23 protein-coding genes are annotated in these 25,100 nt (G+C 60.4%); 17 read left to right on the forward strand and 6 right to left on the reverse strand.

What is annotated here, in order from left to right; translation table 11 throughout:
• Positions 1–43 precede the first annotated feature (43 nt).
• Genes rsmA through ACP6KB_RS02100 form a run of 4 tightly spaced genes read right to left on the reverse strand, consistent with a single transcriptional unit; the run spans position 44 to position 5,940 of the window.
• Positions 44–850, reverse strand: a complete 807-nt coding sequence (gene rsmA, locus ACP6KB_RS02085) for a 16S rRNA (adenine(1518)-N(6)/adenine(1519)-N(6))-dimethyltransferase RsmA (RefSeq protein ID WP_442111781.1) — start codon at positions 848–850, stop codon at positions 44–46.
• Positions 847–1,836 carry a 4-hydroxythreonine-4-phosphate dehydrogenase PdxA gene (gene pdxA / locus ACP6KB_RS02090; RefSeq protein WP_442111783.1) on the reverse strand — a complete coding sequence of 330 codons (990 nt, stop codon included), beginning with the start codon at positions 1,834–1,836 and terminating at the stop codon, positions 847–849. The genes rsmA and pdxA overlap by 4 nt, the downstream gene beginning before the upstream one ends.
• Positions 1,833–3,149 (reverse strand): peptidylprolyl isomerase SurA, encoded by a 1,317-nt coding sequence (gene surA / locus ACP6KB_RS02095; RefSeq protein ID WP_442111785.1) that lies wholly within the window; start codon positions 3,147–3,149, stop codon positions 1,833–1,835. The genes pdxA and surA overlap by 4 nt, the downstream gene beginning before the upstream one ends.
• On the reverse strand, positions 3,130–5,940 hold the full coding sequence (locus ACP6KB_RS02100; protein WP_442111787.1) for an LPS-assembly protein LptD: 2,811 nt from the start codon (positions 5,938–5,940) through the stop codon (positions 3,130–3,132). Before ACP6KB_RS02100 ends, surA begins: the two co-directional genes overlap by 20 nt.
• A 130-nt stretch (positions 5,941–6,070) precedes the next feature.
• On the opposite strand from ACP6KB_RS02100, the gene ACP6KB_RS02105 reads away from it, so the two are divergent.
• Genes ACP6KB_RS02105 through ACP6KB_RS02115 form a run of 3 tightly spaced genes read left to right on the forward strand, consistent with a single transcriptional unit; the run spans position 6,071 to position 8,530 of the window.
• Positions 6,071–7,096 carry an aminoglycoside phosphotransferase family protein gene (locus ACP6KB_RS02105; RefSeq protein WP_442111789.1) on the forward strand — a complete coding sequence of 342 codons (1,026 nt, stop codon included), beginning with the start codon at positions 6,071–6,073 and terminating at the stop codon, positions 7,094–7,096.
• Positions 7,093–7,764 (forward strand): N-acetylmuramate alpha-1-phosphate uridylyltransferase MurU, encoded by a 672-nt coding sequence (murU, locus tag ACP6KB_RS02110; RefSeq protein WP_442111791.1) that lies wholly within the window; start codon positions 7,093–7,095, stop codon positions 7,762–7,764. Before ACP6KB_RS02105 ends, murU begins: the two co-directional genes overlap by 4 nt.
• A 1-nt stretch (position 7,765) precedes the next feature.
• Positions 7,766–8,530 carry a TerB family tellurite resistance protein gene (locus ACP6KB_RS02115; RefSeq protein ID WP_442111792.1) on the forward strand — a complete coding sequence of 255 codons (765 nt, stop codon included), beginning with the start codon at positions 7,766–7,768 and terminating at the stop codon, positions 8,528–8,530.
• Here ACP6KB_RS02115 and ACP6KB_RS02120 read toward each other — a convergent pair.
• A complete protein-coding gene (locus tag ACP6KB_RS02120) occupies positions 8,527–9,531 on the reverse strand; it encodes an alpha/beta hydrolase family protein (RefSeq protein WP_442111794.1) in 1,005 nt (334 codons plus the stop codon). The genes ACP6KB_RS02115 and ACP6KB_RS02120 overlap by 4 nt on opposite strands.
• Positions 9,532–9,625: 94 nt before the next feature.
• Between ACP6KB_RS02120 and ACP6KB_RS02125 the strand changes: the two genes are divergently transcribed.
• From ACP6KB_RS02125 to ACP6KB_RS02185, 13 genes are all read left to right on the forward strand, one after another.
• Complete coding sequence (locus ACP6KB_RS02125; protein ID WP_442111796.1) at positions 9,626–12,016, forward strand: PAS domain-containing sensor histidine kinase; 2,391 nt, start codon at positions 9,626–9,628, stop codon at positions 12,014–12,016.
• 10 nt (positions 12,017–12,026) lie between these two features.
• The gene (locus ACP6KB_RS02130) at positions 12,027–12,656 is read left to right on the forward strand and encodes a response regulator (protein WP_442111798.1); all 630 of its coding nucleotides are present in this window, start codon (positions 12,027–12,029) and stop codon (positions 12,654–12,656) included.
• A gap of 223 nt (positions 12,657–12,879) precedes the next feature.
• Positions 12,880–14,004: an ABC transporter ATP-binding protein gene (locus tag ACP6KB_RS02135; RefSeq protein ID WP_442111800.1), complete on the forward strand. Its 1,125-nt coding sequence runs from the start codon at positions 12,880–12,882 to the stop codon at positions 14,002–14,004.
• A gap of 40 nt (positions 14,005–14,044) precedes the next feature.
• A complete protein-coding gene (locus ACP6KB_RS02140; protein WP_442111802.1) occupies positions 14,045–15,079 on the forward strand; it encodes an ABC transporter substrate-binding protein in 1,035 nt (344 codons plus the stop codon).
• A 64-nt stretch (positions 15,080–15,143) separates the two neighbouring features.
• Positions 15,144–16,391: an ABC transporter permease gene (locus ACP6KB_RS02145; protein WP_442111804.1), complete on the forward strand. Its 1,248-nt coding sequence runs from the start codon at positions 15,144–15,146 to the stop codon at positions 16,389–16,391.
• A gap of 11 nt (positions 16,392–16,402) precedes the next feature.
• Positions 16,403–17,230: an ABC transporter permease gene (locus ACP6KB_RS02150; RefSeq protein WP_442111806.1), complete on the forward strand. Its 828-nt coding sequence runs from the start codon at positions 16,403–16,405 to the stop codon at positions 17,228–17,230.
• A 160-nt stretch (positions 17,231–17,390) separates the two neighbouring features.
• Complete coding sequence (gene rpe / locus ACP6KB_RS02155) at positions 17,391–18,065, forward strand: ribulose-phosphate 3-epimerase (protein ID WP_038606081.1); 675 nt, start codon at positions 17,391–17,393, stop codon at positions 18,063–18,065.
• Positions 18,062–18,880 (forward strand): phosphoglycolate phosphatase, encoded by an 819-nt coding sequence (locus ACP6KB_RS02160; protein WP_442111808.1) that lies wholly within the window; start codon positions 18,062–18,064, stop codon positions 18,878–18,880. Before rpe ends, ACP6KB_RS02160 begins: the two co-directional genes overlap by 4 nt.
• A 69-nt stretch (positions 18,881–18,949) precedes the next feature.
• Complete coding sequence (gene trpE, locus ACP6KB_RS02165) at positions 18,950–20,431, forward strand: anthranilate synthase component I (protein WP_442111810.1); 1,482 nt, start codon at positions 18,950–18,952, stop codon at positions 20,429–20,431.
• Positions 20,432–20,508: 77 nt separating this feature from the next.
• On the forward strand, positions 20,509–21,102 hold the full coding sequence (locus ACP6KB_RS02170) for an aminodeoxychorismate/anthranilate synthase component II (protein ID WP_442111812.1): 594 nt from the start codon (positions 20,509–20,511) through the stop codon (positions 21,100–21,102).
• A 9-nt stretch (positions 21,103–21,111) separates the two neighbouring features.
• A complete protein-coding gene (trpD, locus tag ACP6KB_RS02175) occupies positions 21,112–22,161 on the forward strand; it encodes an anthranilate phosphoribosyltransferase (RefSeq protein ID WP_442111814.1) in 1,050 nt (349 codons plus the stop codon).
• Positions 22,158–22,994, forward strand: a complete 837-nt coding sequence (gene trpC / locus ACP6KB_RS02180) for an indole-3-glycerol phosphate synthase TrpC (RefSeq protein WP_442111816.1) — start codon at positions 22,158–22,160, stop codon at positions 22,992–22,994. The genes trpD and trpC overlap by 4 nt, the downstream gene beginning before the upstream one ends.
• Before the next feature lie 53 nt (positions 22,995–23,047).
• On the forward strand, positions 23,048–23,752 hold the full coding sequence (locus ACP6KB_RS02185; RefSeq protein WP_442111818.1) for a lipoate--protein ligase family protein: 705 nt from the start codon (positions 23,048–23,050) through the stop codon (positions 23,750–23,752).
• Here the strand turns inward: ACP6KB_RS02185 and crp are convergent.
• Positions 23,749–24,393, reverse strand: coding sequence for a cAMP-activated global transcriptional regulator CRP (crp, locus tag ACP6KB_RS02190; protein ID WP_442111820.1), 645 nt, complete (start codon positions 24,391–24,393; stop codon positions 23,749–23,751). The genes ACP6KB_RS02185 and crp overlap by 4 nt on opposite strands.
• Before the next feature lie 190 nt (positions 24,394–24,583).
• Here crp and ACP6KB_RS02195 point away from each other — a divergent pair, with 190 nt between their 5' ends.
• Positions 24,584–25,006 carry an OsmC family protein gene (locus tag ACP6KB_RS02195; protein ID WP_038616192.1) on the forward strand — a complete coding sequence of 141 codons (423 nt, stop codon included), beginning with the start codon at positions 24,584–24,586 and terminating at the stop codon, positions 25,004–25,006.
• Positions 25,007–25,100: the final 94 nt, after the last annotated feature.

The following is a 25,100-nucleotide window of genomic DNA, read 5'->3' on the forward strand; positions in this document are numbered from 1 at the left end:
GGTGCCGGCCAGTCATGCAGGGATGACTGGCCGTTGACGGGCCTTAGTGGCTGCCTTGTTGCTCGGCCAGTTTGTCGGCCAGGCGGACGAAAGCGGCCAGGTCCAGCTGTTCTGGGCGCAGGCTACCGTCGACACCGGCAGCCTCGATGGCATCGCTGCTGAGCAGGGCTTTGAGGGTGTTGCGCAAGGTTTTACGGCGTTGGTTGAAGGCTTCGCGAACGATGCGCTCAAGCAGGCGATGGTCCTTGGCAGGGAAGGGCAGGGTTTCGTGTGGGACCAGGCGAACGATGGCCGAGTCGACCTTCGGCGGCGGGTTGAACGCGCCAGGCCCGACGTTGAACAAGTGTTCGACCCGGCAGTGGTACTGCACCATGATCGACAGTCGCCCCCAGTCACCGCCACCGGGACCTGCAGCCAGGCGCTCGACCACTTCCTTTTGCAGCATGAAGTGCATGTCGCGGATCAGCTCGGCGTTGCTCAGCAGGTGGAAGATCAGCGGCGTGGAAATGTTGTACGGCAAGTTGCCGACTACGCGCAGGCTGTTAGGGGCAGCGCCGAGGCTGGTGAAGTCGAACTTCAGGGCGTCGCCCTGGTGCAGGCGGAAGTTGTCTCGGCCGGCAAATTGCTGGTTGAGAATCGGCACCAGGTCTTTATCCAGCTCGACGACGTCGAGCTGTGCACCGCTGCCCAGCAAGCCTTCGGTCAGGGCACCCTGACCCGGGCCGATTTCCAGCATGCGGTCGCTGGCCTTGGCATTGATCGAGCGCAGGATGCGGTCGATGACGCCGGCATCGTGCAGAAAGTTCTGGCCGAAGCGCTTACGCGCCCGGTGTTGGTATTGCTCACTCATTTTCGGGTCTCGGCCATCTGGTAGGCGGTTTCCAGGGCGACCTGCAGGCTGCCGGTGTCAATCCGGCCGCTACCGGCCAGATCCAGGGCAGTGCCGTGGTCGACCGAGGTGCGGATGATCGGCAGGCCCAGGGTCACGTTCACGGCAGCGCCAAAGCCTTTGTACTTGAGTACCGGCAAGCCTTGGTCGTGGTACATCGCCAGCACTGCGTCGCAGTGCTCCAGATATTTGGGGGTAAACAGGGTGTCGGCAGGCAATGGGCCGCGCAGGTCCATGCCTTCGCTGCGCAGGCGCGCCAACGTGGGTTCAATGGTGTCGATTTCTTCGGAGCCGAGGTGGCCACCTTCACCGGCATGTGGATTCAGGCCGCATACCAGAATGCGTGGACTGGCGATGCCGAATTTTTGCTGCAGGTCGGCGTGGAGAATGCGCGTGACCCGTTCCAGGCGCTCGCTGGTAATGGCATCGGCCACATCGCGCAGCGGCAGGTGGGTGGTCACCAGCGCCACGCGCAGCCCGCGAGTGGCAAGCATCATCACCACTTGCGTGGTGTGGGTGAGGTCGGCGAGGAATTCGGTGTGGCCGGAGAAGGCAATACCGCTCTCGTTGATCACGCCCTTGTGTACCGGGGCGGTGATCATCCCGGCGAAATGCCCATCCAGGCAGCCCAGGCCCGCACGGGTCAAGGTTTCGAGGACGAATGCAGCATTGGCTTTGTCGAGCTGGCCGGCCACCACCGGGTTCTGCAGTGGCGTGTCCCACACATACAGGCTGCCGGCAGGGGCAGGCTGGTCAGGAAAACTGTCTGGTTTAACCGGTAGCAGGCTGATCGCCACGCCCAGCTGTGTGGCCCGCTCGGCGAGCAGGTCACAGCTGGTGATGGCAATCAGAGGGTGCGGCTGGGCTTGCGCGGCGAGCAGCAGGCACAGGTCAGGACCTATGCCGGCCGGTTCGCCAGGTGTGAGGGCGAAGCGCTGAGGTTTCACGGGGCAACCTGAGTCGCGCCAGGAAGCTTGATTTCAACGTAGGCTTCGTCGCGGATCTGACGCAGCCAGGTTTGCAGCTCTTCATCGTACTTGCGGTTACGCAGGACGTTCATGGCTTGCTGCTCGCGGGCCTGTTCGGTGCTGTCAGTGGCACGACGGCCAAGGACTTCAAGCACGTGCCAGCCGTACTGGGTCTTGAACGGTTTGGTGACCTGGCCTTGCTGGGCACTGGCCATTTCTTCGCGGAACTCAGGTACCAGTGCGTTCGGGTCGATCCAGTTCAGGTCGCCACCGTTGAGGGCGGAACCCGGATCTTCAGAGAAGCTCTTCGCCAGTTGGGCGAAGTCTTCGCCGTTCTGAATGCGCTCGTAGAGTTTCTCCGCCAGGGCCTTGGTGGCCTCTTCGCTGCGGATCTCGCTTGGCTTGATCAGGATATGACGAACATGTACTTCGTCACGCACCATGCTCGAGCCGCCACGTTTTTCTTGAAGCTTGAGGATGATGAAGCCGCCCGGAGTGCGGACTGGCTCGGTGACATCGCCGACCGACATGGAGCTCAGCAGGCGATCGAACGGCGGTGGCAACTGAGCGGCTTTACGCCAGCCCATTTCACCACCTTCCAGCGCGCTTTCGCTCGCCGAGCGGGCGATAGCCATCTGGGCGAAGTCAGCCCCTTGCTTGAGTTGCTGGTACACCTCGCCTGCTTGTCTGGCAGCCGCCTGAATGCTGGCCGAGTCGGCCCGTTCAGGGGTCGGGATGAGGATGTTGGCCAGGCGGTACTCTTCGGACAGCTGCATCTTGCCCATGTCCGAGGCGAGGAAGTTCTTTACTTCCTGCTCCGAGACCTGGATGCGCTCAGCCACACGGCGCTGACGCACACGGCTGATGATCATCTCGCGACGTACCTGCTCGCGGGCATCTTCATACGACAGGCCGTCACGTGCCAGGGCGGCGCGGAACTGCTCCAGGCTCATGCCATTGCGCTGGGCAATGGTGCCGATGGCCTGGTTCAATTCTTCATCGGTGATGCGGATGCCCGAGCGGTCGCCGATCTGCAGCTGCAGGTTTTCGACGATCAGGCGTTCGAGCACCTGCTGATCGAGCACGCCCGGAGGTGGCGCAGAACCACCGCGCTTGGCGATGGTTTGCTCGACTTCGCGCACGCGCTGGTCCAGTTGGCTTTTCATGACCACGTCGTTATCGACGATGGCCACAACGCTATCCAGAGTCTGCACGGCGGCATGCGCCGTGCTGCTCAGCAATACAGCGCCCAGCAACAGCGGGCGCAGACAATCAGTAAGCTTGGTCTTCACGTGTACGATAACCTTGAATGCCCTGGTCGAGGAACGACTCGACCTTGTTGCCCACTACGCCGCCGAGGCCTTTCAGCACAATCTGCAGGAAGACGCCGTGGTCGCCTTTTTCGTTTTGTGGAGTTGCCTGGCTGAAGTCGTCGTAATCGATCCAGTAACGGTTGATCAGACGCAGCTTCCAGCAGCAGTTGTCGTACTCGAAACCACCGAAGGCTTCCAGGGTACGGTTGCGGTTGTAGTCATGTTGCCAGCGAGCGATTGCAGTCCACTGTGGAACGATTGGCCACATGACCGAAAAGTCATGTTGCTGGATCTTGTAGTAGTCCTTGACGTAGTTCGCATCTCCCGGCTTGCCGTAGTCGCCGCCACCTACTTGCCACTGGCCAGTAGTGCTGTTGTAGGAGACCGTGTCGTTTCGGTAGCGGTAACCGAGGTTGACGACCTTGTTCACGTTGTCTTCAGGCTGATAATGGAACATCGCGCTGCCGGAGCGGGTGCTGCGGCTGTCCGGGTCCCAGTTGAAATCGGAGTTGAAGCGCCAGTCACGGTTGAAGCGGTAAGCGTATTCCAGGGCATATGGCGAGACGTCGGAGAGCGAGTCTTCGCGATTACGATAGTCAATACCCGGCAACTGGACCTTGCGATCCTTGAAGTACAGTGCTTGACCAACACTAAAGCGTTGGCGCTCGAAGCCGTTTTCTTCGATCCAGCGATTGGTGACGCCCAGCGACAGCTTGTTCTCGTCGCCAATCCGGTCGCGACCGCTGAAGCGGTTGTCACGGAACAGCGAGGCGTAGTTGAACGTTCTTTCACTGCTGTCGAAGAGAGGGATATCTTGCTGGTCTTCGTACGGCACGTACAAGTAGTACAGGCGCGGTTCCAGTGTCTGGCGATAGTTGGTTCCAAACCACTGGGTGTTACGGTCGAAGTACAGGCCACTGTCGATGTTGAAGACTGGCACATTACGCGTTTGCGTGCTCTTGAAGTGTCCTTGGACATCAGTAGCGGTTGCAGCCTGCGCTTTACCCTGGCTATCCAGATCAAGATCGTAATGTGTGGTGATGTACTTGATCGATGGGGTCAGGTAGCCATAAGTTTCAGTAAACGGCAGGCTGATTTGCGGCGAAACATTCAAACGCGTGCCGTTCGAACGTGCAATACCAAAGATGTTTTGATCCAGGCGGCGGCCTGGAACCCCGGCACCGGTGTCGGGTTGGCCGTCCTCGTCCAGAACGAAGTCATCTTTCAAATCGCGGTCAAATCGGACCGCTTCGGTGTCGTAACTAAAGTTTAGACCACCTGGGTGGTAAGGCAGCATCCCGCCAAAGGTAACCTGTGGCAAACGATCGTACGGGGTGATCTTGGAGATGGTTGCCATCTCGTAGGCCAGCATATTCAATCGTGCAGTATAATTTTCGCCACGATAGGTCAATGCACCTTGCTGGGTGACATAGTCCTTACTGTCAATGCCAACCTGTGCAGACTCCAAGTCCTGGAAGTAGAACGGATCGCTGATGTCGGTGTAATCGACCTCAGTCAGCAAGCGCTCATCCAGTCCGCCCTTGTGCTGCCAGTTGACCATCCAGCGCTTTTCTTTGTAGTCCGTCTGCTCTTTACGATCATCATTCTTGTCATTCAGGTAAGCACCGCCGAACTGACCTTCACTGGACTTGGTCAGATAACGGAACTCGCCTTCCATCAACAGGCCGCGCTTGGCCATGTAGCGTGGATACAAGGTAGCGTCGTAGTTTGGCGCCAGGTTGAAGTAGTACGGCGTGACCAGCATGAAGCCGGTGTCGCTGCTGGTGCTGAACGACGGCGGCAGGAAGCCGGACTGACGACGGTCGTCGATCGGGAAGTAGATGTACGGTGTGTAGAACACCGGAATATCCTTAACCCGCAGGGTGACGTTGGTCGCGGTACCGAAGCCGGTGGCCGGGTTCAGGGTGATGTTGTTGCCCTTCAACTGCCAGGCGTTGCTGTTCGGCTCACAGGTGGTATAGGTACCGTCCTTGAGGCGAATGATGGCGTTTTCGGCACGCTTGGCGTACAGCGCACTGCCGCGGATGCGCGACTTGTGCATGACGTACTCGGCGTTGTCGACCTTGGCTTCGCCAGTGTCGAGTTGGATGTCGGCATGATCGCCCACGACCAACGAGCCGTTGTCACGAATCTTGACGTTGCCGCTGAGTTCGCCGCGGTTCTCGGCCTGATACAGGTTGGCCTCGTCGGCTTCAACCTGCATGCTGCCCTGGCGCATGACCACATCACCGGCGAGGGTGGCGATCTGCTGTTCCTGTTGGTAGCGGGAGACCTTGGCGCCAATGAATGTCGGGGCTTCGTCTTTCGGCGTGGTGTCATCCATGCCCGGACGGGTCGGCTCGATGTAGGCACCGGCACAGTACGGCCCGGTTTCGGCAAGTTGTGCAGGGGTCAGTTGATCGCGCGGCACCCAGTCCAGGTGGCTGGCGTCGACACTGCGGGTTTTGAGGGCGCGGCCTTTGCTCTCGGTAACGAGCATCGTGCCATTGCCAGCCTCGGCTGCAGCTTCGCCAGCCTCAGCAGTGGCTTCGCCAGTCGCACTGGCAGCAGCGCCCGGATGCACCGGACGAGGCGGCAGCGTAGCGGCGTTGGCCTTGGGCTTGCAGTCCCAGCCTCCGGCAGCAGACACTTGGCAATCGAATTGCTCTGCGGCGACCACATACGAGGTGGCCAGAGGTTGCAGCGCCAGCAGACCGCCGGTGACCAGCAACGGAAATTTTTTACGAAACGCGGGGGATTTCAATGCCATCTTATTAGTCCGGGCTTCCTGCGTGCCATCTGCCCGCGTGTGGGGCCGCACGCCTCTCGATGGTCTGAAAAAGATGCTGGATAATAAAGCATGACCCGCTTGACGGCTAGGGCCGTCGGAGACCCTTGTAATGCCTGATCACGATGTACGCCTGCAACACCTCACTGTCTGGCTCGAAGAACAACTTGCCCACCTGTTCCTGAAACAGGGCTGGGGTGCGGTTCCAGCGGCTAACCTGACCGCTGCCAGCAGCGACGCCAGCTTCCGCCGTTACTTCCGCTGGCAGGCCGAAGGTCACAGTTTTATTGTCATGGATGCCCCCCCGCCGCAGGAAAACTGCCGCCCCTTCGTCGATATCGCCCAGCTGTTGGCTAGCGCCGAGGTCAATGTACCGGTCATTCATGCTCAGGATCTGGAGCGTGGCTTCTTGCTACTGAGCGACCTCGGTACCCAGACTTACCTCGATGTGATCAACGCCGAAAACGCCGATGGCTTGTTCGATGACGCCATCGAAGCGCTGCTGGCCTTTCAGCAGTTGCCAATGGACGCACCGTTGCCGAGTTATGACGTCGCCCTGTTGCGCCGTGAGCTTGAGCTGTTTCCCGAGTGGTACGTGGGGCGTGAGCTGGGGTTGGGCTTTACCGATGCACAACTGGCCCTCTGGCAGCGCATCAGCACACTGTTGATCGACAGCGCCCTGGCTCAGCCCAAAGTTTTGGTGCACCGCGACTTTATGCCGCGCAACCTGATGCAGAGCACTCCTAACCCCGGGGTACTGGACTTCCAGGATGCCGTTTATGGGCCGGTCACCTATGACGTTACCTGCTTGTTCAAGGATGCTTTCCTGAGCTGGCCAAAAGCGCGGGTTGAAGGTTGGTTGAAGGACTACTGGCAACGGGCGCAGGCCAAAGGCATTCCGGTGCAGGCTGATTTCGAAGACTTCTACCGTGCCAGTGACCTGATGGGGGTGCAGCGCCACCTCAAAGTCATCGGCATTTTTGCGCGTATCTGCCATCGCGATGGCAAGCCGCGTTACCTGACCGACGTGCCGCGCTTCTTCGCCTATATAGATGAAGTGATTGCCCGCCGTCCGGAGCTGGCCGAGCTGGATGAGTTGATCGAAAGCCTGCAGGCTGCAGGCGGGGCACGTCCATGAAGGCGATGATTCTTGCAGCAGGTAAAGGTGAGCGGATGCGCCCGCTCACCCTGCACACGCCCAAACCCTTGCTGCCAGTCGCGGGGGTGCCCTTGATCGAGTACCACCTGCGTGCGCTGCAGGCTGCCGGTTTTAAAGACGTGGTGATCAACCACGCCTGGCTCGGTGAGCAAATCGAAGCGCATCTGGGCACTGGTGCCGGGTGGGGCCTGAATATCAGCTATTCACCTGAAGGCGAGCCGCTGGAGACCGGCGGCGGAATCTTCAAGGCGCTGCCCTTACTCGGCAATCAGCCCTTTGTGCTGGTTAATGGTGATGTCTGGACTGATTACGACTTCACGCGTTTGCCGCAACAGCCCGCAGGGCTCGCCCATCTGGTGCTGGTCGACAATCCGGGGCATCACGGCAAGGGCGATTTCTGTCTGCAGCAGGGCCAGGTCAGTGATGGTCAGGACGGTGCAGCGACCTTGACCTACAGCGGCATCGCCGTCATCGATCCTGCGCTGTTCGAAGGTTGTAGCACGGGTGCTTTCAAGTTGGCGCCATTGCTGCGTGAAGCCATGGCGTCGGGGCAGGTCAGCGGCGAACACTTCGCCGGTCACTGGGTGGATGTCGGTACGCAGGAGCGCCTGGCTGAGGTCGAGCAATTGATCAAAGGGCGCGGATAACATGCTGTGGCCGAGCACAGTGATCGGTGCCGGGGCCGGCTTCGCCATTGCCAGTATTCCAGGGGCTTTGCTGGGGGCGTTGCTGGGGCAGGCGATGGATCGCCGTTTGCAGTTGCACAGTTGGGCCCATGTGCGTGAGCGCTTGGGTGGGCGCCCGGTATTGCTCGACGATGAGGTGTTGTTCGTTTTGCTTGGGCGGCTGGCCAAGTGCGATGGACGGGTAGTTGATGGGCACATTCAGCAGGCACGTCAGGAAATGCAACGCCTGGAGATGAATGAGGCTGGACGCCGCCGGGCCATCGCTGCGTTCAATCGTGGCAAACGGGGTCAGGAGCGCCTGGGCGCCTACTTGAGACGAATTAAGCAACAGCCTCATGCCGCTGAAGGTATGTTGCGTGCTTGCTGGCGCATGGTATGGGCCGATGGCCGCGCGGGGCGTCAGGAGCGCGAGTTGTTGCTCGACTGGGGGCAACAACTGGGTTGGTCGGCGCCCAGGGTCAAGGCCCTGGCGCTGGAGTACGAGCCGCAGCGCCCGGGCTTGTCCAGTGTCAACCTTGGTTATCACGACGCCTTGCGTTTGCTCGGCGTTGAGGCTCACGCCGAGTCAGGCCAGATCAAACAAGCTTATCGACGGCTTGTCAGTCGCCACCACCCCGACAAGCTGGCGGGCAGTGGTGCCAGCCCCTCGCAGGTGCGTGAAGCCACTGAACGCACCCGCGAGCTGCACCAGGCCTACGCGATCATTCGTAAGCAGCGTGGTTTCTAGTCGGTATTTTCCGGGCTGAGCCAGCCACGCACGCGGCGGAACAGTTGTTCCTGCTCTGCCGCGTTGTTGCCGGGCATAGCGGTCAAACCAATCTGACGGTACTGGTTGTCTTTTATGCGCTTGCTCGCTTGCAGGCGTAGTTCGGCTGCACGCCGCGCCTGCAGCTGGTTGGTGTAGAAAAAGTCGGCGGTGGCGACTTTCAGCGTCGGGGCCAGGGCATCCAGGCCCAGTTCGGCCTGTGCAGGTGTTTGTGCCGCGACCATGACCAGCTTCTGAATCTGTGCCGGTTGCCGTTCACTCAGGTAGCGTGCCGCCCAGTAGGCGCCGCTGCCATTGCCCAGTAGCGCGACAGTGCGGGCATTGTGCTGCTGAGCGTAGGCCACCGCAGCATCCAGGCGGGCAAATATCCGTTCGGCATCCGTCTTGTCGTCAAGGCCCGGCCCTTGGGCAGCGGGAGTGGTTTCGCTGACGTCATTTTCCGCAGCGGTAGCTTTTTCGACACTGGCGTTAGCGTCGTCAGGCGTATCTTTGACCGGTGCGCTCTGCCCTGGTGTGACAGGTTGGCTGGGCGCAGCAGGTGTTTCCACCCGAGCCTGAGGGCTATCAGCGAGCAGGTCAGGCAAGCTCAGACTCAGGCTATGCCAGCCTGCGTCAGGAAACTTGCGGCGCAAGGGGCCGACGGTCTTCGGCCAGTCTGCTGTTTCACCAGCACCGGCGAGGATGATCAGGGCGCCCTTCGGCTCGCCGCTGTTGGCGGGTTTCCACAGGGCGAGGAAATTGTCACTGCCTGCTTGCAGCATTTGCTGCTCGGCCGCAGGCACGTGTCGCTCCAGCGCCAGGGCATCTGCCTGGCTGCGTTCCGCCAATGGTTGACGTTGCACCGCATCTGGCTGGGAGGTGGCCGCAGCTTCAGGCGTTTCACCTGTAGCCGCTTGTGCGCTACAAGGTAGTATCAGTGGAAGGCATAACGCCGCGAGCGTTGTGCGCAAAAGTGCGAACATGGAGTGGTCCAGGCCAGAATAATACCGGCAGCCTAATCGTATTTGTCCGGGACGGCCATGCTCGGTGACCATCCATTCTTTGATGAGCGTTTAGATGAACTCAGTACGCTGCCTGTTGGTTATCGGCTGTTTCTGCTGGTCCTTGATCGCATGGGCAGGCCCTGCAAGCACATCGGCCCCCGTGGTGCTGGAGCCTGCGCAGCAGCAGTGGCTCGAACAACATCGCAGCTTGAGGGTCGGGCTGGTGCTGCAAGCACCGTTTGCCCAGTTCGATCGCCGCTTGCAGCAGTTGTATGGGGTCAATGTCGAGTTGATGAACTGGTTGGGGCGCTCGCTGGGGCTGGACCTGACCTGGCGCAACTTCCCTGACCAGGCGGCGCTCGAGCGGGCATTGCGCGCAGGTGAAGTCGATCTGGCCCCGGGGCTGACCCAGACGCCGGCCGGTCTGCGCTTGTGGCTGTTCAGTGACCCTTATATGCGTGTCCCGCAATTGATCGTCGGACCACGCAGTGGCGCCAGAGCGGTGGATCTCGAGAAGCTCAGCAGTGAAGAAAGGGTAGCGGTACGTATGCCCAGTGCGGTGGCCGACTACCTGCGCGCGACCTATTCGAACCTGAACCTACAAGGCGTTCCCCAGGAACGCCAGGCCCTGCAGTTGCTGTTGAGTGAACAGGCTCGCTATGCCGTGGTGGATGAGGCGCAGTTGAGTCGTTTGTCGCGCGAAAGCGAGTTCAGTGATCTGGCGGTGGTCGGCGATATTGGCCTGCCGCAGTTGTTGCGCGTGGCCTCGCGTCGCGACTGGCCGGTATTGGCAGAGATTATTGAGCGTGGCTTGCAGGCGATCCCGGCCAAAGACCTGGAGCAACTGCACCAACGTTGGCTGGAGCCCAAGTACCCGCGCCTGAGTGAGTCGCCGGGGTTCTGGCAGAACCTAGGGCTGTTCCTGGGCGCACTGCTGTTCAGCAGTGTGGCCATCGTGATCTGGCAGCGCCGCCAGCTGCGTCAGTTGGAACACAATCTGCTGACGGCGCGCGACACCATCAACCAACGTCAGGCGCGGGAAGAAGCGTTGCGTTTGAGCCAGTTTTCCATCGACCAGAGCACCGTGGGCATCCTCTGGGTCAACTGGGACAGTCACGTGCGCTATGCCAACCGCGCTGCCGAAAGCATGCTGGGTTACGCCGGAGGAGCAGTGATCGACCGACCGCTGATCGACTTCGAGCCTGGCTTGCACATGGACCGCTGGCTGGAGTTGTGGAAGGGCGCGCGGGCCAGCCCCGATGCGGCTCAGCATTTCGAGACGCAGTGCTTACGCGCTGATGGCAGTCTGCTGCCGGTGGATGTGTCGCTGAGCTTTCTGCGTTTTCGTGATGCTGAATACCTGGTGGTGTTTCTTACCGACGTCACCGAGCGCCGGCGGGCGCTGGCGGCCTTGCGCGAAAGCGAGGCCAGGCTCAAGGGCATTGCCGGCAATGTGCCGGGGCTGGTGTTCCGGCTTGAGCGCAATCCGGCTGAAGGTGAGCTTGAGTTCCCCTACATCAGCGAAGGCAGCGAGGCGTTGGTCGGCTACACCCCCGCCGCATTGCAGCACCCGGATATGGGCTTGCGTAACCTGGTTCACCCACAAGACCGCGCCGATTATCACCAGGTCCAGGACCTGGCCTTGGCCACCGACCAGGATTGGTCCTGGCAGGGCCGCATTCTGACGCGCGAGGGTGAACAGCGCTGGGCGGATATCAAGGCCAGTACCCGCAAACTGGGCGATGGCCGGGTGGTCTGGGATGGTGTGGTGTGGGACATCACCCAGAGTAAAAGGGTCGAATTGGAGCTGGCGCGCTCCCAGGAGCAGTTGCGTGACCTGTCGGCACACATGGAGAGTGTTCGCGAGGAAGAAAAAGCCCGCATCGCCCGTGAGGTGCATGACGAACTGGGGCAGATGCTCACCGTGCTGAAGTTGGAAACGTCCATGTGCGAGCTGGCCTACGCCGATCTCGACCCCGGTCTGAACGAGCGCCTGGCCAGCATGAAGCGCTTGATTGCCCAACTGTTCCAGCTGGTTCGGGATGTCGCCACCGCATTGCGCCCACCGATTCTGGATGCCGGTATCGCTTCGGCGATCGAGTGGCAGGCCCGGCGTTTTGAAGCGCGCACGCAGATTCCTTGCCTGGTGCAAGTGCCGGAGAACCTGCCGCCGTTGAGCGATGCCAAGGCCACCGGCCTGTTTCGCATCCTTCAAGAGGCGCTGACCAATGTGATGCGTCACGCCCAGGCGCATACTGTGCAGATCAGCCTGAGTCTGGATGGTCGCACCTTACGCCTGACCGTGATCGACGATGGCGTCGGTTTTGCCTTGGATGAAAGCCGTCCGGCATCTTTTGGCCTGGTCGGCATGCGCGAGCGGGTATTGATGTTGGGTGGAACAATGACCTTGGAGAGTGAGCCAGGCGAGGGCACCAGCCTTAGCGTAGGCATACCCCTGAAATAGGAGCGGTTTTGTGATTCGAGTTCTGGTTGCCGAAGACCACACCATCGTCCGTGAAGGCATCAAGCAATTGATCGGCCTGGCCAAGGATATGCAGGTAGCAGGGGAGGCCGCCAATGGCGAGCAACTGCTGGAAGCGCTGCGTCATACCGACTGCGAAGTGGTATTGCTGGATATCTCCATGCCCGGAGTCAATGGCCTCGAAGCGATTCCGCGGATCCGCGCGCTGAACAATCCGCCTGCGATCCTGGTGCTGTCGATGCATGACGAAGCGCAAATGGCCGCCCGTGCGCTGAAGGTCGGCGCAGCGGGTTATGCGACCAAAGACAGCGATCCGTCCCTGTTGCTCACCGCTATTCGGCGGGTGGCCGGCGGTGGCCGCTACATTGATCCGGACCTGGCTGACCGGATGGTCTTCGAGGTCGGCCTGACGGATGCCCGACCCTTGCATTCCCTGCTGTCGGAGCGTGAGTTCTCGGTGTTCGAACGCCTGGCCCAGGGCGCCAATGTCAACGACATCGCCCAGCAACTGGCGCTGAGCAACAAGACCATCAGCACTCACAAAGCGCGGCTGATGCAGAAGCTCAATGTCACCTCATTGGCGGAACTGGTGAAGTACGCCATGGAGCACAAGTTGCTCTGAGTGTTCTGATTGCGACATCGCGGGGCAAGCCCACTCCCACATAAGTGCTGTAGGAGCGGGCTTGCCCCGCGATCACGTATCCAATCACGCCACCCGTGTAGGGCAATCCCTACCCCAGACCTTCCATCCTGCTGATATCAATCTCTCCCCGTCACCGATTTGCGCCGGCTTGCCCCTTCACTAGTCTGTGAACACGGCAGTCATCCAACAAGAAGGTACGGGTATGAGTGAGGTGAATTCGAGCGCTGCAGCCGGCGAAGTGCTGGTCAGCTTTCGCGGTGTGCAGAAGAGCTATGACGGCGAGTCGCTGATCGTCAAAGACCTCAATCTGGATATTCGCAAAGGCGAGTTCCTGACCTTGCTCGGCCCGTCCGGCTCGGGCAAGACCACCAGCCTGATGATGCTCGCAGGCTTCGAGACCCCGACTGCCGGTGAGATTCAGTTGGCCGGGCGCTCGATCAACAATGTGCCGCCGCACAAACGCGACATCGGTATGGTGTTCCAGAACTATGCCTTGTTCCCGCACATGACCGTGGCCGAGAACCTGGCGTTCCCCCTGACCGTGCGCAACCTGAGCAAGACCGACATCAGTGAGCGGGTCAAGCGTGTACTCAACATGGTCCAGCTCGATGCCTTCGCCAAGCGCTACCCCGGCCAGTTGTCCGGCGGCCAGCAGCAACGTGTGGCCCTGGCCCGGGCACTGGTGTTCGAACCGCAGTTGGTGCTGATGGACGAACCACTCGGCGCGCTCGATAAGCAACTGCGTGAACACATGCAGATGGAAATCAAACACCTGCACCAACGCCTGGGCGTCACTGTGGTGTATGTCACCCACGACCAGGGTGAAGCGCTGACCATGTCTGACCGCGTTGCCGTCTTCCACCAGGGCGAAATCCAGCAGATCGCCGACCCGCGCACCCTCTACGAAGAGCCGAAGAACACCTTCGTGGCCAACTTCATCGGTGAGAACAACCGCATCAACGGCCGCCTGATCAGTCAGGACGGTGAGCGTTGCATGGTGCAGCTGGCGCGTGGCGAGAAAGTCGAGGCGCTGGCGGTGAATGTCGGTCAGAGCGGTGAGCCGGTGACCCTGTCGATCCGTCCTGAGCGCGTACGCCTCAATGGTCACAGCGAAAGCTGTGTGAACCGCTTCTCTGGCCGGGTGGCCGAATTCATTTACCTGGGCGACCACGTGCGGGTGCGTCTGGAAGTCTGCGGCAAGGCCGATTTCTTCGTGAAGCAGCCAATTGCCGAACTCGACCCGGCGCTGGCCGTGGGCGATGTGGTACCGCTTGGCTGGGAGGTGGAGCACGCCCGCGCGCTCGACCCGATCCAGGAAGCCAATTGAAGGTTTGCTTCACCAACCCTGTACTGTGGAGAAAATAATAATGCTCAAACACTTGAAGTTGACCGCTCTGACACTGGGGCTGTTCGCAGCGGGGCAAGCCATGGCGGCGGCCGACCTGACCGTGATCTCTTTCGGCGGCGCCAACAAGGCAGCCCAGACCAAAGCGTTCTACGAGCCATGGGAAAAGGCAGGCAACGGCAAGATCGTCGCGGGCGAGTACAACGGTGAAATGGCCAAAGTCAAAGCCATGGTCGACACCAAGAGCGTGTCCTGGAACCTGGTAGAAGTCGAATCGCCAGAGCTGGCCCGCGGCTGTGACGAAGGTATGTTCGAAGAGCTCGACCCTGCGTTGTTCGGCGACGAGGCCGACTATGTTCCGGGTGCCATTCAGCCCTGCGGTGTGGGCTTCTTCGTGTGGTCCACGGTCATGGCCTACAACGCCGACAAACTGAAAACCGCCCCAACCAGCTGGGCTGATTTCTGGGACACCAAGCAGTTCCCGGGCAAGCGCGGCCTGCGCAAAGGTGCCAAATACACCCTGGAATTCGCCCTGATGGCCGACGGCGTTGCGCCGAAGGACGTCTACAAAGTACTCGCCACCAAAGAAGGCCAGGACCGTGCCTTCAAGAAACTCGACGAGCTCAAGCCAAGCATCCAGTGGTGGGAAGCTGGCGCCCAGCCACCTCAGTACCTGGCCTCGGGTGACGTGGTCATGAGTTCGGCCTACAACGGCCGTATCGCTGCAGTACAGAAAGAAAGCAACCTGAAAGTAGTGTGGAACGGCGGTATCTACGACTTCGACGCCTGGGCGATCCCGAAGGGCGCGAAAAACGCCGAGGATGCGAAAAAATTCATCGCCTACTCGGTCAAGCCGGAGCAGCAAAAGATCTACTCGGAAAACATCGCCTACGGTCCGGCCAACTCCAAGGCGGTCAGCCTGCTCTCCGACGAGATCAAGAAAGACATGCCAACCACCCCGGAAAACATCGCCAACCAGGTGCAGATCGATGTCGCCTTCTGGGCTGACAACAGCGAGCAGCTGGAGCAACGCTTCAACGCCTGGGCTGCCAAGTAAGGTCGGCTGATGGAGCGTCGGCGCCTTGCCGACGCTTCCTGTTCTCAAGATTTCGGAGTTCGCTATGGCCATCGCAGTGCCCCTGAATGAAGGCGCCGGTTCCACACTCAAGCAGCGTCTGGCGCGTGCCGAGCGGGTCAACCGCTGGAAGGCGCAAGCGCTGATTGCGCCACTGGCGCTGTTCCTGTTGCTGGTTTTCCTCGTGCCGATTGCCGCGTTGCTCTACAAAAGCGTGGGCAACCCGGAAGTCGTCACAGGTTTGCCGCAGACCGTTGCCGCAGTTTCGCAATGGGACGGCAAGGGCCTGCCGGGCGAGCCGGTGTACAAAGCACTGAGCGAAGACCTGGGCCAGGCGCGCAAGAACCAGACCTTGGGGGATACCTCCAAGCGCCTGAACATGGAACTGGCGGGCTATCGCAGCCTGCTGGCCAAAACGGCTCGAGCGCTGCCGTTCAAGACCGAGCCGGCTTCTTATAAAGATGCCCTGCAGGAGTTGGACGAGCGTTGGGGTGACCCGGCCTACTGGCAGGCGATTCGCCGTAACACCAGTAGCGTCACACCGTTCTACCTGCTGGCGGCGCTGGATCATCGCATTGATGACCTCGGTGAGCTGGCCAAGGCTACTCCGGACCAGGCCATTTACCTGGATATCTTCACCCGCACTCTGTGGATGGGCTTCGTGATCACGGCCATCTGCCTGGTATTGGCCTATCCACTGGCTTATTTGCTGGCCAATCTGCCAACCCGGCAGAGCAACTTGCTGATGATTCTGGTGCTGTTGCCCTTCTGGACCTCGATCTTGGTGCGGGTCGCTGCCTGGATTGTGTTGCTGCAGTCGGGTGGTTTGATCAACAGCGCGCTGATGGCCCTGGGCATTATCGACAAACCCCTGGAGCTGGTGTTCAACCGCACAGGTGTGTACATCTCCATGGTCCACATTCTGCTGCCGTTCATGATTCTGCCGATCTACAGCGTGATGAAGGGTATCTCGCCCACCTACATGCGTGCGGCCATCTCGCTCGGCTGCCATCCGTTCGCCAGCTTCTGGCGGGTGTACTTCCCGCAAACCTACGCCGGTGTTGGCGCGGGCTGCCTGCTGGTGTTCATCCTGGCCATCGGCTACTACATCACTCCGGCGTTGCTCGGCAGCCCGAACGACCAGATGGTCAGCTACTTCGTGGCGTTCTATACCAACACCAGCATCAACTGGGGTATGGCCACTGCACTGGGCGGTCTGCTGTTGCTGGCGACCGTGCTGCTGTACCTGATCTATAGCTGGCTGGTCGGCGCCAGCCGCCTGCGTCTGAGCTGAGGAGCGTTGTCATGCTGAGCCCTTACATGTCGCCCGTCGAGCGGGTCTGGTTCTACAGCTTGCGCATCCTTTGCGGGCTGATTCTGTTGTTCCTGGTGTTGCCGGTGCTGGTGATCATTCCGTTGTCGTTCAACTCCGGCAGCTTTCTGGTCTACCCGCTGCAGGGCTTTTCGCTGCAGTGGTACCACGACTTCTTTGCCTCGGCCGAGTGGATGCGGGCGCTGAAGAACAGCATCATCGTCGCCCCGGCGGCGACACTGCTGGCGATGATCTTCGGCACCCTGGCGTCGATCGGCCTGACCCGCGGCGACTTCCCCGGCAAGTCGCTGATCATGGCCCTGGTGATCTCGCCGATGGTGGTGCCGGTGGTGATCATTGGTGTCGCCAGCTATCTGTTCTTTGCACCTTTGGGCATGGGTAACAGCTTTATCTCGCTGATCCTGGTGCATGCGGTGCTGGGTGTACCGTTCGTCATCATTACCGTGTCGGCGACGCTGCAAGGTTTCAACCACAACCTGGTACGTGCTGCGGCCAGCCTGGGTGCCTCGCCGCTGACCACGTTCCGCCGGGTGACCTTGCCGTTGATTGCCCCCGGGGTGATTTCCGGCGCGCTGTTCGCCTTTGCCACCTCGTTCGATGAGGTTGTGGTCACCCTGTTCCTTGCCGGCCCTGAGCAGGCAACCCTGCCACGGCAGATGTTCAGCGGTATCCGCGAGAACCTCAGCCCGACCATTGCGGCGGCGGCAACCTTGCTGATCGCGTTCTCGGTCGTCTTGTTGCTGACGCTGGAGTGGTTGCGCGGGCGTAGCGAGAAGCTGCGTACTCAACAACCGGCTTGAATGTATCGCGGGGCAAGCCCGCTCCCACAGGCGCAATCTGTGGGGGTGGGCTTGCCCCGCGATCAGCTTTCATCCGACGACCGCTTTGATACCGGTCAGCCGATGGCCATTCGCCTGAGGTACAATGCGCGCCACCGTGATTCTGCCCTACAGGTGCGCCATGCAGCCCTACGCTATTGCCCCCTCGATTCTTTCTGCCGATTTCGCCCGCCTGGGTGAGGAAGTCGACAATGTACTGGCCGCTGGTGCCGACATCGTTCACTTCGACGTAATGGACAACCACTACGTGCCGAACCTGACAATTGGCCCGATGGTCTGCACCGCACTGCGCAAGTACGGCATCACCGCGCCGATCGATGTGCACCTGATGGTCAGCCCGGTCGATCGCATCATCGGCGATTTCATCGAAGCCGGCGCCAGTTACATTACCTTCCATCCGGAAGCTACCCTGCACATCGATCGTTCACTACAGTTGATCCGTGACGGTGGTTGCAAAGCCGGCCTGGTGTTCAACCCGGCAACCCCGCTCGACACCCTCAAGTACGTCATGGACAAAGTCGACATGATCCTGCTGATGAGCGTCAACCCAGGCTTTGGCGGTCAGAAGTTCATTCCCGGCACCCTCGACAAGCTGCGTGAAGCGCGCGCCTTGATCGATGCCAGCGGCCGCGATATCCGCCTGGAAATCGACGGTGGCGTGAATGTGAACAACATCCGTGAGATCGCTGCCGCCGGTGCCGATACCTTTGTTGCCGGCTCGGCAATTTTCAACACGCCGAACTATCAGGAAGTCATTGCCAAAATGCATGCCGAACTGGCCCTGGCCCGTCCATGAGTGGCTTCGAGCAGCTGTTTCCCGGCGCGCTGCCCAAACTGGTGATGTTTGATCTGGACGGTACCCTGATCGACTCGGTGCCAGACCTGGCCGCTGCGGTGGATCACATGCTGCTCGAAATGGGGCGCAAGCCCGCTGGCCTGGAGGCGGTACGCCACTGGGTCGGCAATGGTGCCCCGGTGCTGGTGCGCCGGGCCCTGGCTGGCGGCCTGGAGCATGCCGCCGTCGATGATGACGAGGCAGAGAAGGGCCTGGAGCTGTTCATGCAGGCCTATGCCGACAATCACCAACTGACGGTGGTGTACCCCGGCGTGCGTGACACGCTCAAGTGGTTGCACAAGCAGGGCGTGGAAATGGCCCTGATCACCAACAAGCCGGAGCGCTTTGTCGCACCGCTGCTCGACCAGATGAAAATCGGTCGTTATTTCCGCTGGATCATCGGTGGCGATACCTTGCCGCAGAAAAAGCCCGATCCGGCTGCTTTGTTGTTCGTGATGAAAATGGCCAACGTTGCGCCTGAAGATTCCTTGTTCGTTGGCGATTCGCGCAGTGACGTGCTGGCGGCCAAAGCCGCAGGCGTCAAATGTGTGGGCTTGAGCTATGGCTACAATCACGGGCGACCGATCGGCGAAGAAGGGCCGTGTCTGGTCATTGATGACCTGCGGGCACTGTTGCCCGGTTGCTTAGATGCGGCCACTGGGATAACTTTGACGGACGTTCATTCCTCCTCAGATCGAGATTCCATCGTGGCGGTTACCGGCAAACTCTGGATGAAAGTTATCAAGGCCCTGGCCCGTTGGCGTTGGCGCGCCTGACTTTTATCTGCCGACCCCTGTCGGCCCGTTTGCCTGTTCGACCCATTTGCTGTTTGCCACGAGGCTATCATGACCCGCGAAGAATTCCTGCGCCTGGCCGCTGCCGGCTATAACCGTATCCCCCTGGCCTGCGAGACGTTGGCCGACTTCGACACGCCGCTGTCGATCTACCTGAAACTGGCCGACCAGCCCAACTCCTACCTGCTTGAGTCTGTTCAGGGTGGGGAGAAGTGGGGGCGTTACTCGATCATCGGCTTGCCGTGCCGCACCGTGCTGCGTGTCCACGACCACCAGGTGCGGATCACCCATGACGGTGTCGAGGTCGAGCAGCATGAGGTGGAAGACCCGCTGAGCTTCGTCGAGTCCTTCAAAGAACGCTACCAGGTGCCGACCATCGCCGGTCTGCCGCGTTTCAACGGTGGCCTGGTCGGCTATTTCGGCTATGACTGCGTGCGCTATGTCGAGAAGCGTCTGGGCAAGTGCCCGAACCCCGATCCATTGGGCGTGCCAGACATCTTGCTGATGGTGTCTGACGCGGTAGTAGTGTTCGACAACCTGGCGGGCAAGATGCACGCCATCGTGTTGGTCGACCCCGCCCAGGATCAGGCTTACGAAAATGGCCTGGCGCGCCTGGAAGGGCTGCTTGAGCAACTGCGCCAGCCGATTACTCCACGCCGCGGCCTGGAACTGGGTGGCGCGCCCGCTGCAGAGCCGGCCTTCCGCTCCAGCTTCACCCAGAGCGACTACGAGCGCGCGGTCGATACCATCAAGGAATACATCCTGGCGGGCGACTGCATGCAGGTGGTGCCGTCGCAGCGTATGTCGATCGATTTCAAGGCGGCGCCTATCGACCTGTATCGGGCGTTGCGCTGCTTCAACCCGACGCCGTACATGTACTTCTTCAATTTCGGTGACTTCCATGTGGTGGGCAGTTCGCCGGAAGTGCTGGTACGGGTTGAAGACAACCTGGTGACCGTTCGTCCGATCGCTGGTACCCGTCCACGCGGGGCGACTGAAGAAGCAGACCGGGCACTGGAAGAAGACCTGCTGTCAGACGACAAGGAAATCGCCGAGCACCTGATGCTGATCGACCTGGGTCGTAACGACGCCGGCCGGGTGTCGGCCACCGGCACGGTCAAGGTCACCGAGAAAATGGTGATCGAGCGTTACTCCAACGTCATGCACATCGTTTCCAACGTGACCGGTGAACTGAAGCAAGGCCTCAGTGCTATGGATGCGCTGCGCGCCATCCTGCCAGCGGGCACCTTGTCTGGGGCGCCGAAAATCCGCGCCATGGAAATCATCGACGAGCTGGAGCCGGTCAAGCGTGGCGTCTACGGTGGTGCAGTCGGCTATTTTGCCTGGAACGGCAACATGGACACGGCCATCGCCATTCGCACCGCGGTGATCAAGGACGGCGAGCTGCATGTTCAGGCTGGTGGCGGCATTGTTGCCGACTCAGTGCCTGCACTGGAATGGGAAGAAACCATCAATAAACGCCGGGCGATGTTCCGGGCGGTAGCGCTGGCTGAACAAACGCCACGCAGCTGATTGAAACCCACGGCGCCCACTGCGCGCCGTCTTGCGCCTGTCCACCCGGCGAACTTGATTCTAGAGGTTGTACCCAGATGCTACTGATGATCGACAACTATGACTCCTTCACCTACAACGTCGTGCAATACCTCGGCGAGTTGGGTGCAGAGGTCAAGGTTATTCGCAACGACGAACTGACCATCGCCCAGATCGAAGCCCTGAACCCTGAGCGTATTGTGGTTTCCCCTGGCCCGTGCACCCCGACCGAGGCCGGTGTTTCCATCGAAGCCATTCTGCATTTTGCTGGCAAACTGCCGATTCTCGGCGTGTGCCTGGGCCATCAGTCTATTGGCCAGGCCTTTGGCGGCGACGTTGTGCGTGCCCGCCAGGTCATGCATGGCAAGACCAGCCCGGTGTTCCACAAGGACCTGGGGGTGTTCGCTGAATTGAACAACCCACTGACGGTCACCCGCTACCACTCGCTGGTGGTCAAACGTGAAACCTTGCCCGAGTGCCTGGAAGTAACGGCCTGGACCGCCCACGAAGACGGCTCGGTCGACGAGATCATGGGCCTGCGCCACAAAACCCTGAACATTGAAGGGGTGCAGTTCCACCCTGAGTCGATTCTCACCGAGCAGGGCCACGAGCTGTTCGCCAACTTCCTCAAACAGACCGGCGGCCGCCGCTAAGGATCGATCATGGATATCAAGAGCGCGCTCAGCCGCATCGTCGGCCATCTGGATTTGAGCACCGAAGAAATGCGCGACGTGATGCGCGAAATCATGACCGGGCAGTGCACTGAAGCGCAGATCGGCGCCTTCATGATGGGCATGCGCATGAAAAGTGAAAGCATCGATGAAATCGTCGGTGCGGTAACCGCGATGCGCGAGCTGGCCGATAAGGTCGAGCTGCAGTCCCTCGACGGTGTGGTCGATATCGTCGGTACCGGTGGTGATGGCGCCAATATCTTCAACGTCTCCACCGCTTCGGCTTTCGTCCTCGCGGCGGCGGGCTGCACCGTTGCCAAGCACGGCAACCGCGCCGTCTCCGGCAAAAGCGGCAGCGCCGATCTGCTCGAGGCTGCTGGCATTTACCTGAACCTGACCCCCGTGCAGGTTGCTCGCTGCATCGACAGCCTCGGTATCGGCTTCATGTTCGCCCAGACCCACCACAAGGCGATGAAGTTTGCCGCTGGGCCACGTCGTGACCTGGGGCTGCGTACTCTGTTCAACATGCTCGGCCCGCTTACGAATCCGGCCGGGGTCAAACACCAGGTGGTCGGGGTCTTCACCCAAGCCCTGTGCCGCCCGCTGGCCGAGGTGCTGCAGCGCCTGGGCAGCAAGCATGTGCTGGTTGTGCATTCGAAAGACGGCCTGGACGAGTTCAGCCTGGCCGCGCCGACCTTTGTCGCTGAGCTGAAGAATGACCAGATCACCGAGTACTGGGTCGAACCGGAAGACCTCGGCATGAAAAGTCAAAGCCTTCACGGCCTGGCCGTTGCCGATCCGCAGGCGTCACTGGAGCTGATCCGCGATGCGCTGAGCCGCCGCAAAACCGAAAATGGCCAGAAGGCCGCCGAAATGATCGTGCTCAACGCTGGCGCGGCACTGTATGCCGCTGACCATGCAATGAGCCTCAAAGCGGGTGTTGAACTGGCCCACGACGTGCTGCACACCGGGCTGGCCTGGGAGAAGTTGCAGGAGCTGGGCGCCTTTACTGCGGTATTCAAGGTGGAGAACGAAGCATGAGTGTACCGACAGTTCTGGAAAACATTCTGGCGCGTAAGGTCCAGGAAGTCGCCGAGCGCAGCGCCCGCGTCAGCATTACCGAGCTTGAGCGTCTGGCGGCCGCCGCCGATGCCCCGCGTGGGTTCGCCAATGCGCTGATCGAGCAGGCCAAGCGCAAACAGCCTGCCGTGATTGCTGAGATCAAAAAAGCCTCACCAAGCAAAGGTGTGATTCGCGAGCACTTCGTGCCTGCTGAAATTGCTGTCAGCTACGAAAAAGGCGGCGCGACCTGCCTGTCGGTGCTCACGGATGTCGATTACTTCCAGGGGGCCGATGCATACCTGCAGCAGGCACGTGCGGCCTGCAAATTGCCGGTGATCCGCAAGGACTTCATGATCGATCCGTACCAGATTGTCGAAGCCCGTGCGCTGGGTGCTGACTGCGTGCTGCTGATCGTTGCCGCGCTGGACGATGTGAAAATGGCCGAACTGGCTGCCACGGCGAAAAGCGTCGGCCTCGATGTGCTGGTCGAAGTGCATGATGGCGACGAGCTGGAGCGGGCCTTGAAAACCCTCGACACTCCGCTGGTTGGCGTCAATAACCGCAACCTGCACACCTTTGAGGTCAGCCTGGAAACCACCCTCGACTTGTTGCCGCGTATTCCCCGTGATCGTCTGGCAATTACCGAGAGCGGTATCCTCAACCGTGCCGATGTCGAGCTGATGGAAATCAACGAGGTCTACTCGTTCTTGGTCGGCGAAGCCTTCATGCGTGCCGAGCACCCGGGTCTGGAGCTGCAGCGCCTGTTCTTCCCGGAGCGAGCGGTGCAGAATCTGGTACCTGAACTGGATTGATTCAACGATGAAGCCGGCATTGCCGGCTTTTTTGTATCTACAAGGTTGCTGCGATGACTGATCAAATACTGGATGTGACTGTCGAGGCCGGCCTGCATGCTGAGCAGGATCTGCTGGCGGCGGTGTGCAAAGGCGAAAAGGATTATGGCCTGTTGTTCTGGCGCCCGACCGATCGCGCCCTGGTCATGCCGCGGCGCATGAGCCGTCTGGATGGCTTCGAAGCGGCTTGCTCCGAACTGGCAATTGCCGGTTGGCCGGTATTGCTGCGCGAAACCGGTGGCGAGCCGGTGCCGCAGTCGCCTGCGGTGATCAACATTGCCTTGATTTACGTAGCGCCGCGCAGCGAAGGCGACCATGGGCGCATCGAAAACGCCTACGAACGCCTGTGCCTGCCCTTGTGTGATGTATTACGTGAGTGGGGCGGGCTGGCGTCGGTGGGGGAAATCGAAGGGGCGTTCTGTGATGGCCGCTACAACGTCAACTTGAATGGCCGCAAGCTGGTCGGCACTGCCCAGCGCTGGCGCCAGGGGTTGGGCGGTAAACGTCCGGTGGTGCTGGTGCACGGCGCTTTGTTGTTGGATAACGAGCGCGAGTCGATGGTGGCCGCGGTCAATCGTTTCAATGAATGTTGCGAGCTGGAACAACGCTGCCTTGCCGACAGCCACATCGCGCTGCATGAAGTTGTGCCCGAGGCGCCTTTGCTTGAGCGCCTTGGCCAGGCCTATGCTGACGTCATCAAGGGCATTGCCCGCGACTAGCGAGTGCCGAAGACCACCATGGTCTTGCCTTTGACGTGAACCAGGCTGCGTTCTTCGAGATCTTTGAGGACGCGGCCGACCATCTCGCGTGAACAACCTACGATTCGACCAATCTCCTGACGGGTGATCTTGATCTGCATGCCGTCCGGATGGGTCATGGCGTCGGGTTGTTTGCACAGCTCCAGCAGGCAGCGGGCAACGCGGCCGGTAACATCGAAAAACGCCAGGTCGCCGACTTTACGTGTGGTATTGCGCAAGCGCTGCGCCATCTGGCTGCCCAGGGCATAGAGAATGTCCGGGTCCTGGCGGGCCAGCTCACGGAATTTTTCGTAGCTGATTTCGGCCACCTCGCACTCGCTCTTGGCGCGCACCCAGGCGCTGCGCTGCTGTTCCTGCCCGGCGGGCTCGAACAAACCCAGCTCACCAAAGAAGTCACCGCTGTTGAGGTAGGCAATGATCATCTCATGGCCGTTGTCATCCTCAATCAGAATGGTCACCGAGCCTTTGACGATGAACGACAGGCTATCCGCCTTGTCACCGGCACACATGATGTTGCTCTTGGCCGCAAAGCGGCGTCGCTGGCAGTGGGCGAGCAGTTTGTCGATGTTCTTGATCTTGGCTGGAAGGGCTGAGGCAACCATGGCTGAATCCCGGTAAGAGGCAACGCTTGTCCATTTTTATAAAGCGTCTGGCGTGTTGCGCCAGTGATTTGGCGTCAGCTTATCAGACACTTGTAGGTGTATCGGCAGATTTACTCGCACGCTTGAGCTTTTCCGTCGGCCTTTCTGGGTCTAAGCTGGCAGCCTTTTTTCAAGTAAGGGAGTCCGGGTGATGAAGGCGCGTATCCAGTGGGCAGGTGAAGCCATGTTTCTGGGTGAATCGGGCAGTGGCCACGTCGTGGTCATGGACGGTCCACCCGAGGCCGGTGGGCGCAACCTCGGTGTGCGGCCCATGGAGATGCTGCTGTTGGGCCTGGGTGGCTGCAGCAACTTCGATGTGGTCAGCATCCTGAAGAAATCCCGTCAGGCCGTGGAAAGCTGTGAAGCCTTCCTTGAGGCAGAGCGTGCCAGCGAAGACCCGAAGGTGTTTACCAAGATTCACCTGAACTTCGTGGTCAAAGGCCGTGGCCTCAAAGACGCACAGGTCAAGCGTGCGGTAGAGCTGTCGGCAGAGAAATACTGCTCGGCCTCGATCATGCTTGGTCGCGCAGGCGTTGAGATCACCCACAGCTACGAGATTGTCGAACTCGGCTGACCTGTCTTTCGGTGGGAGCATCTGTCTTGCACTGCCTGTGGGAGCGGCGGTGCGGCGACCCGACTTGCCCCGCGATGCGGTGTGGCAGATGCAC

It is taken from the genome of Pseudomonas sp. NUPR-001 (assembly GCF_052147955.1).
Lineage (GTDB): Bacteria > Pseudomonadota > Gammaproteobacteria > Pseudomonadales > Pseudomonadaceae > Aquipseudomonas.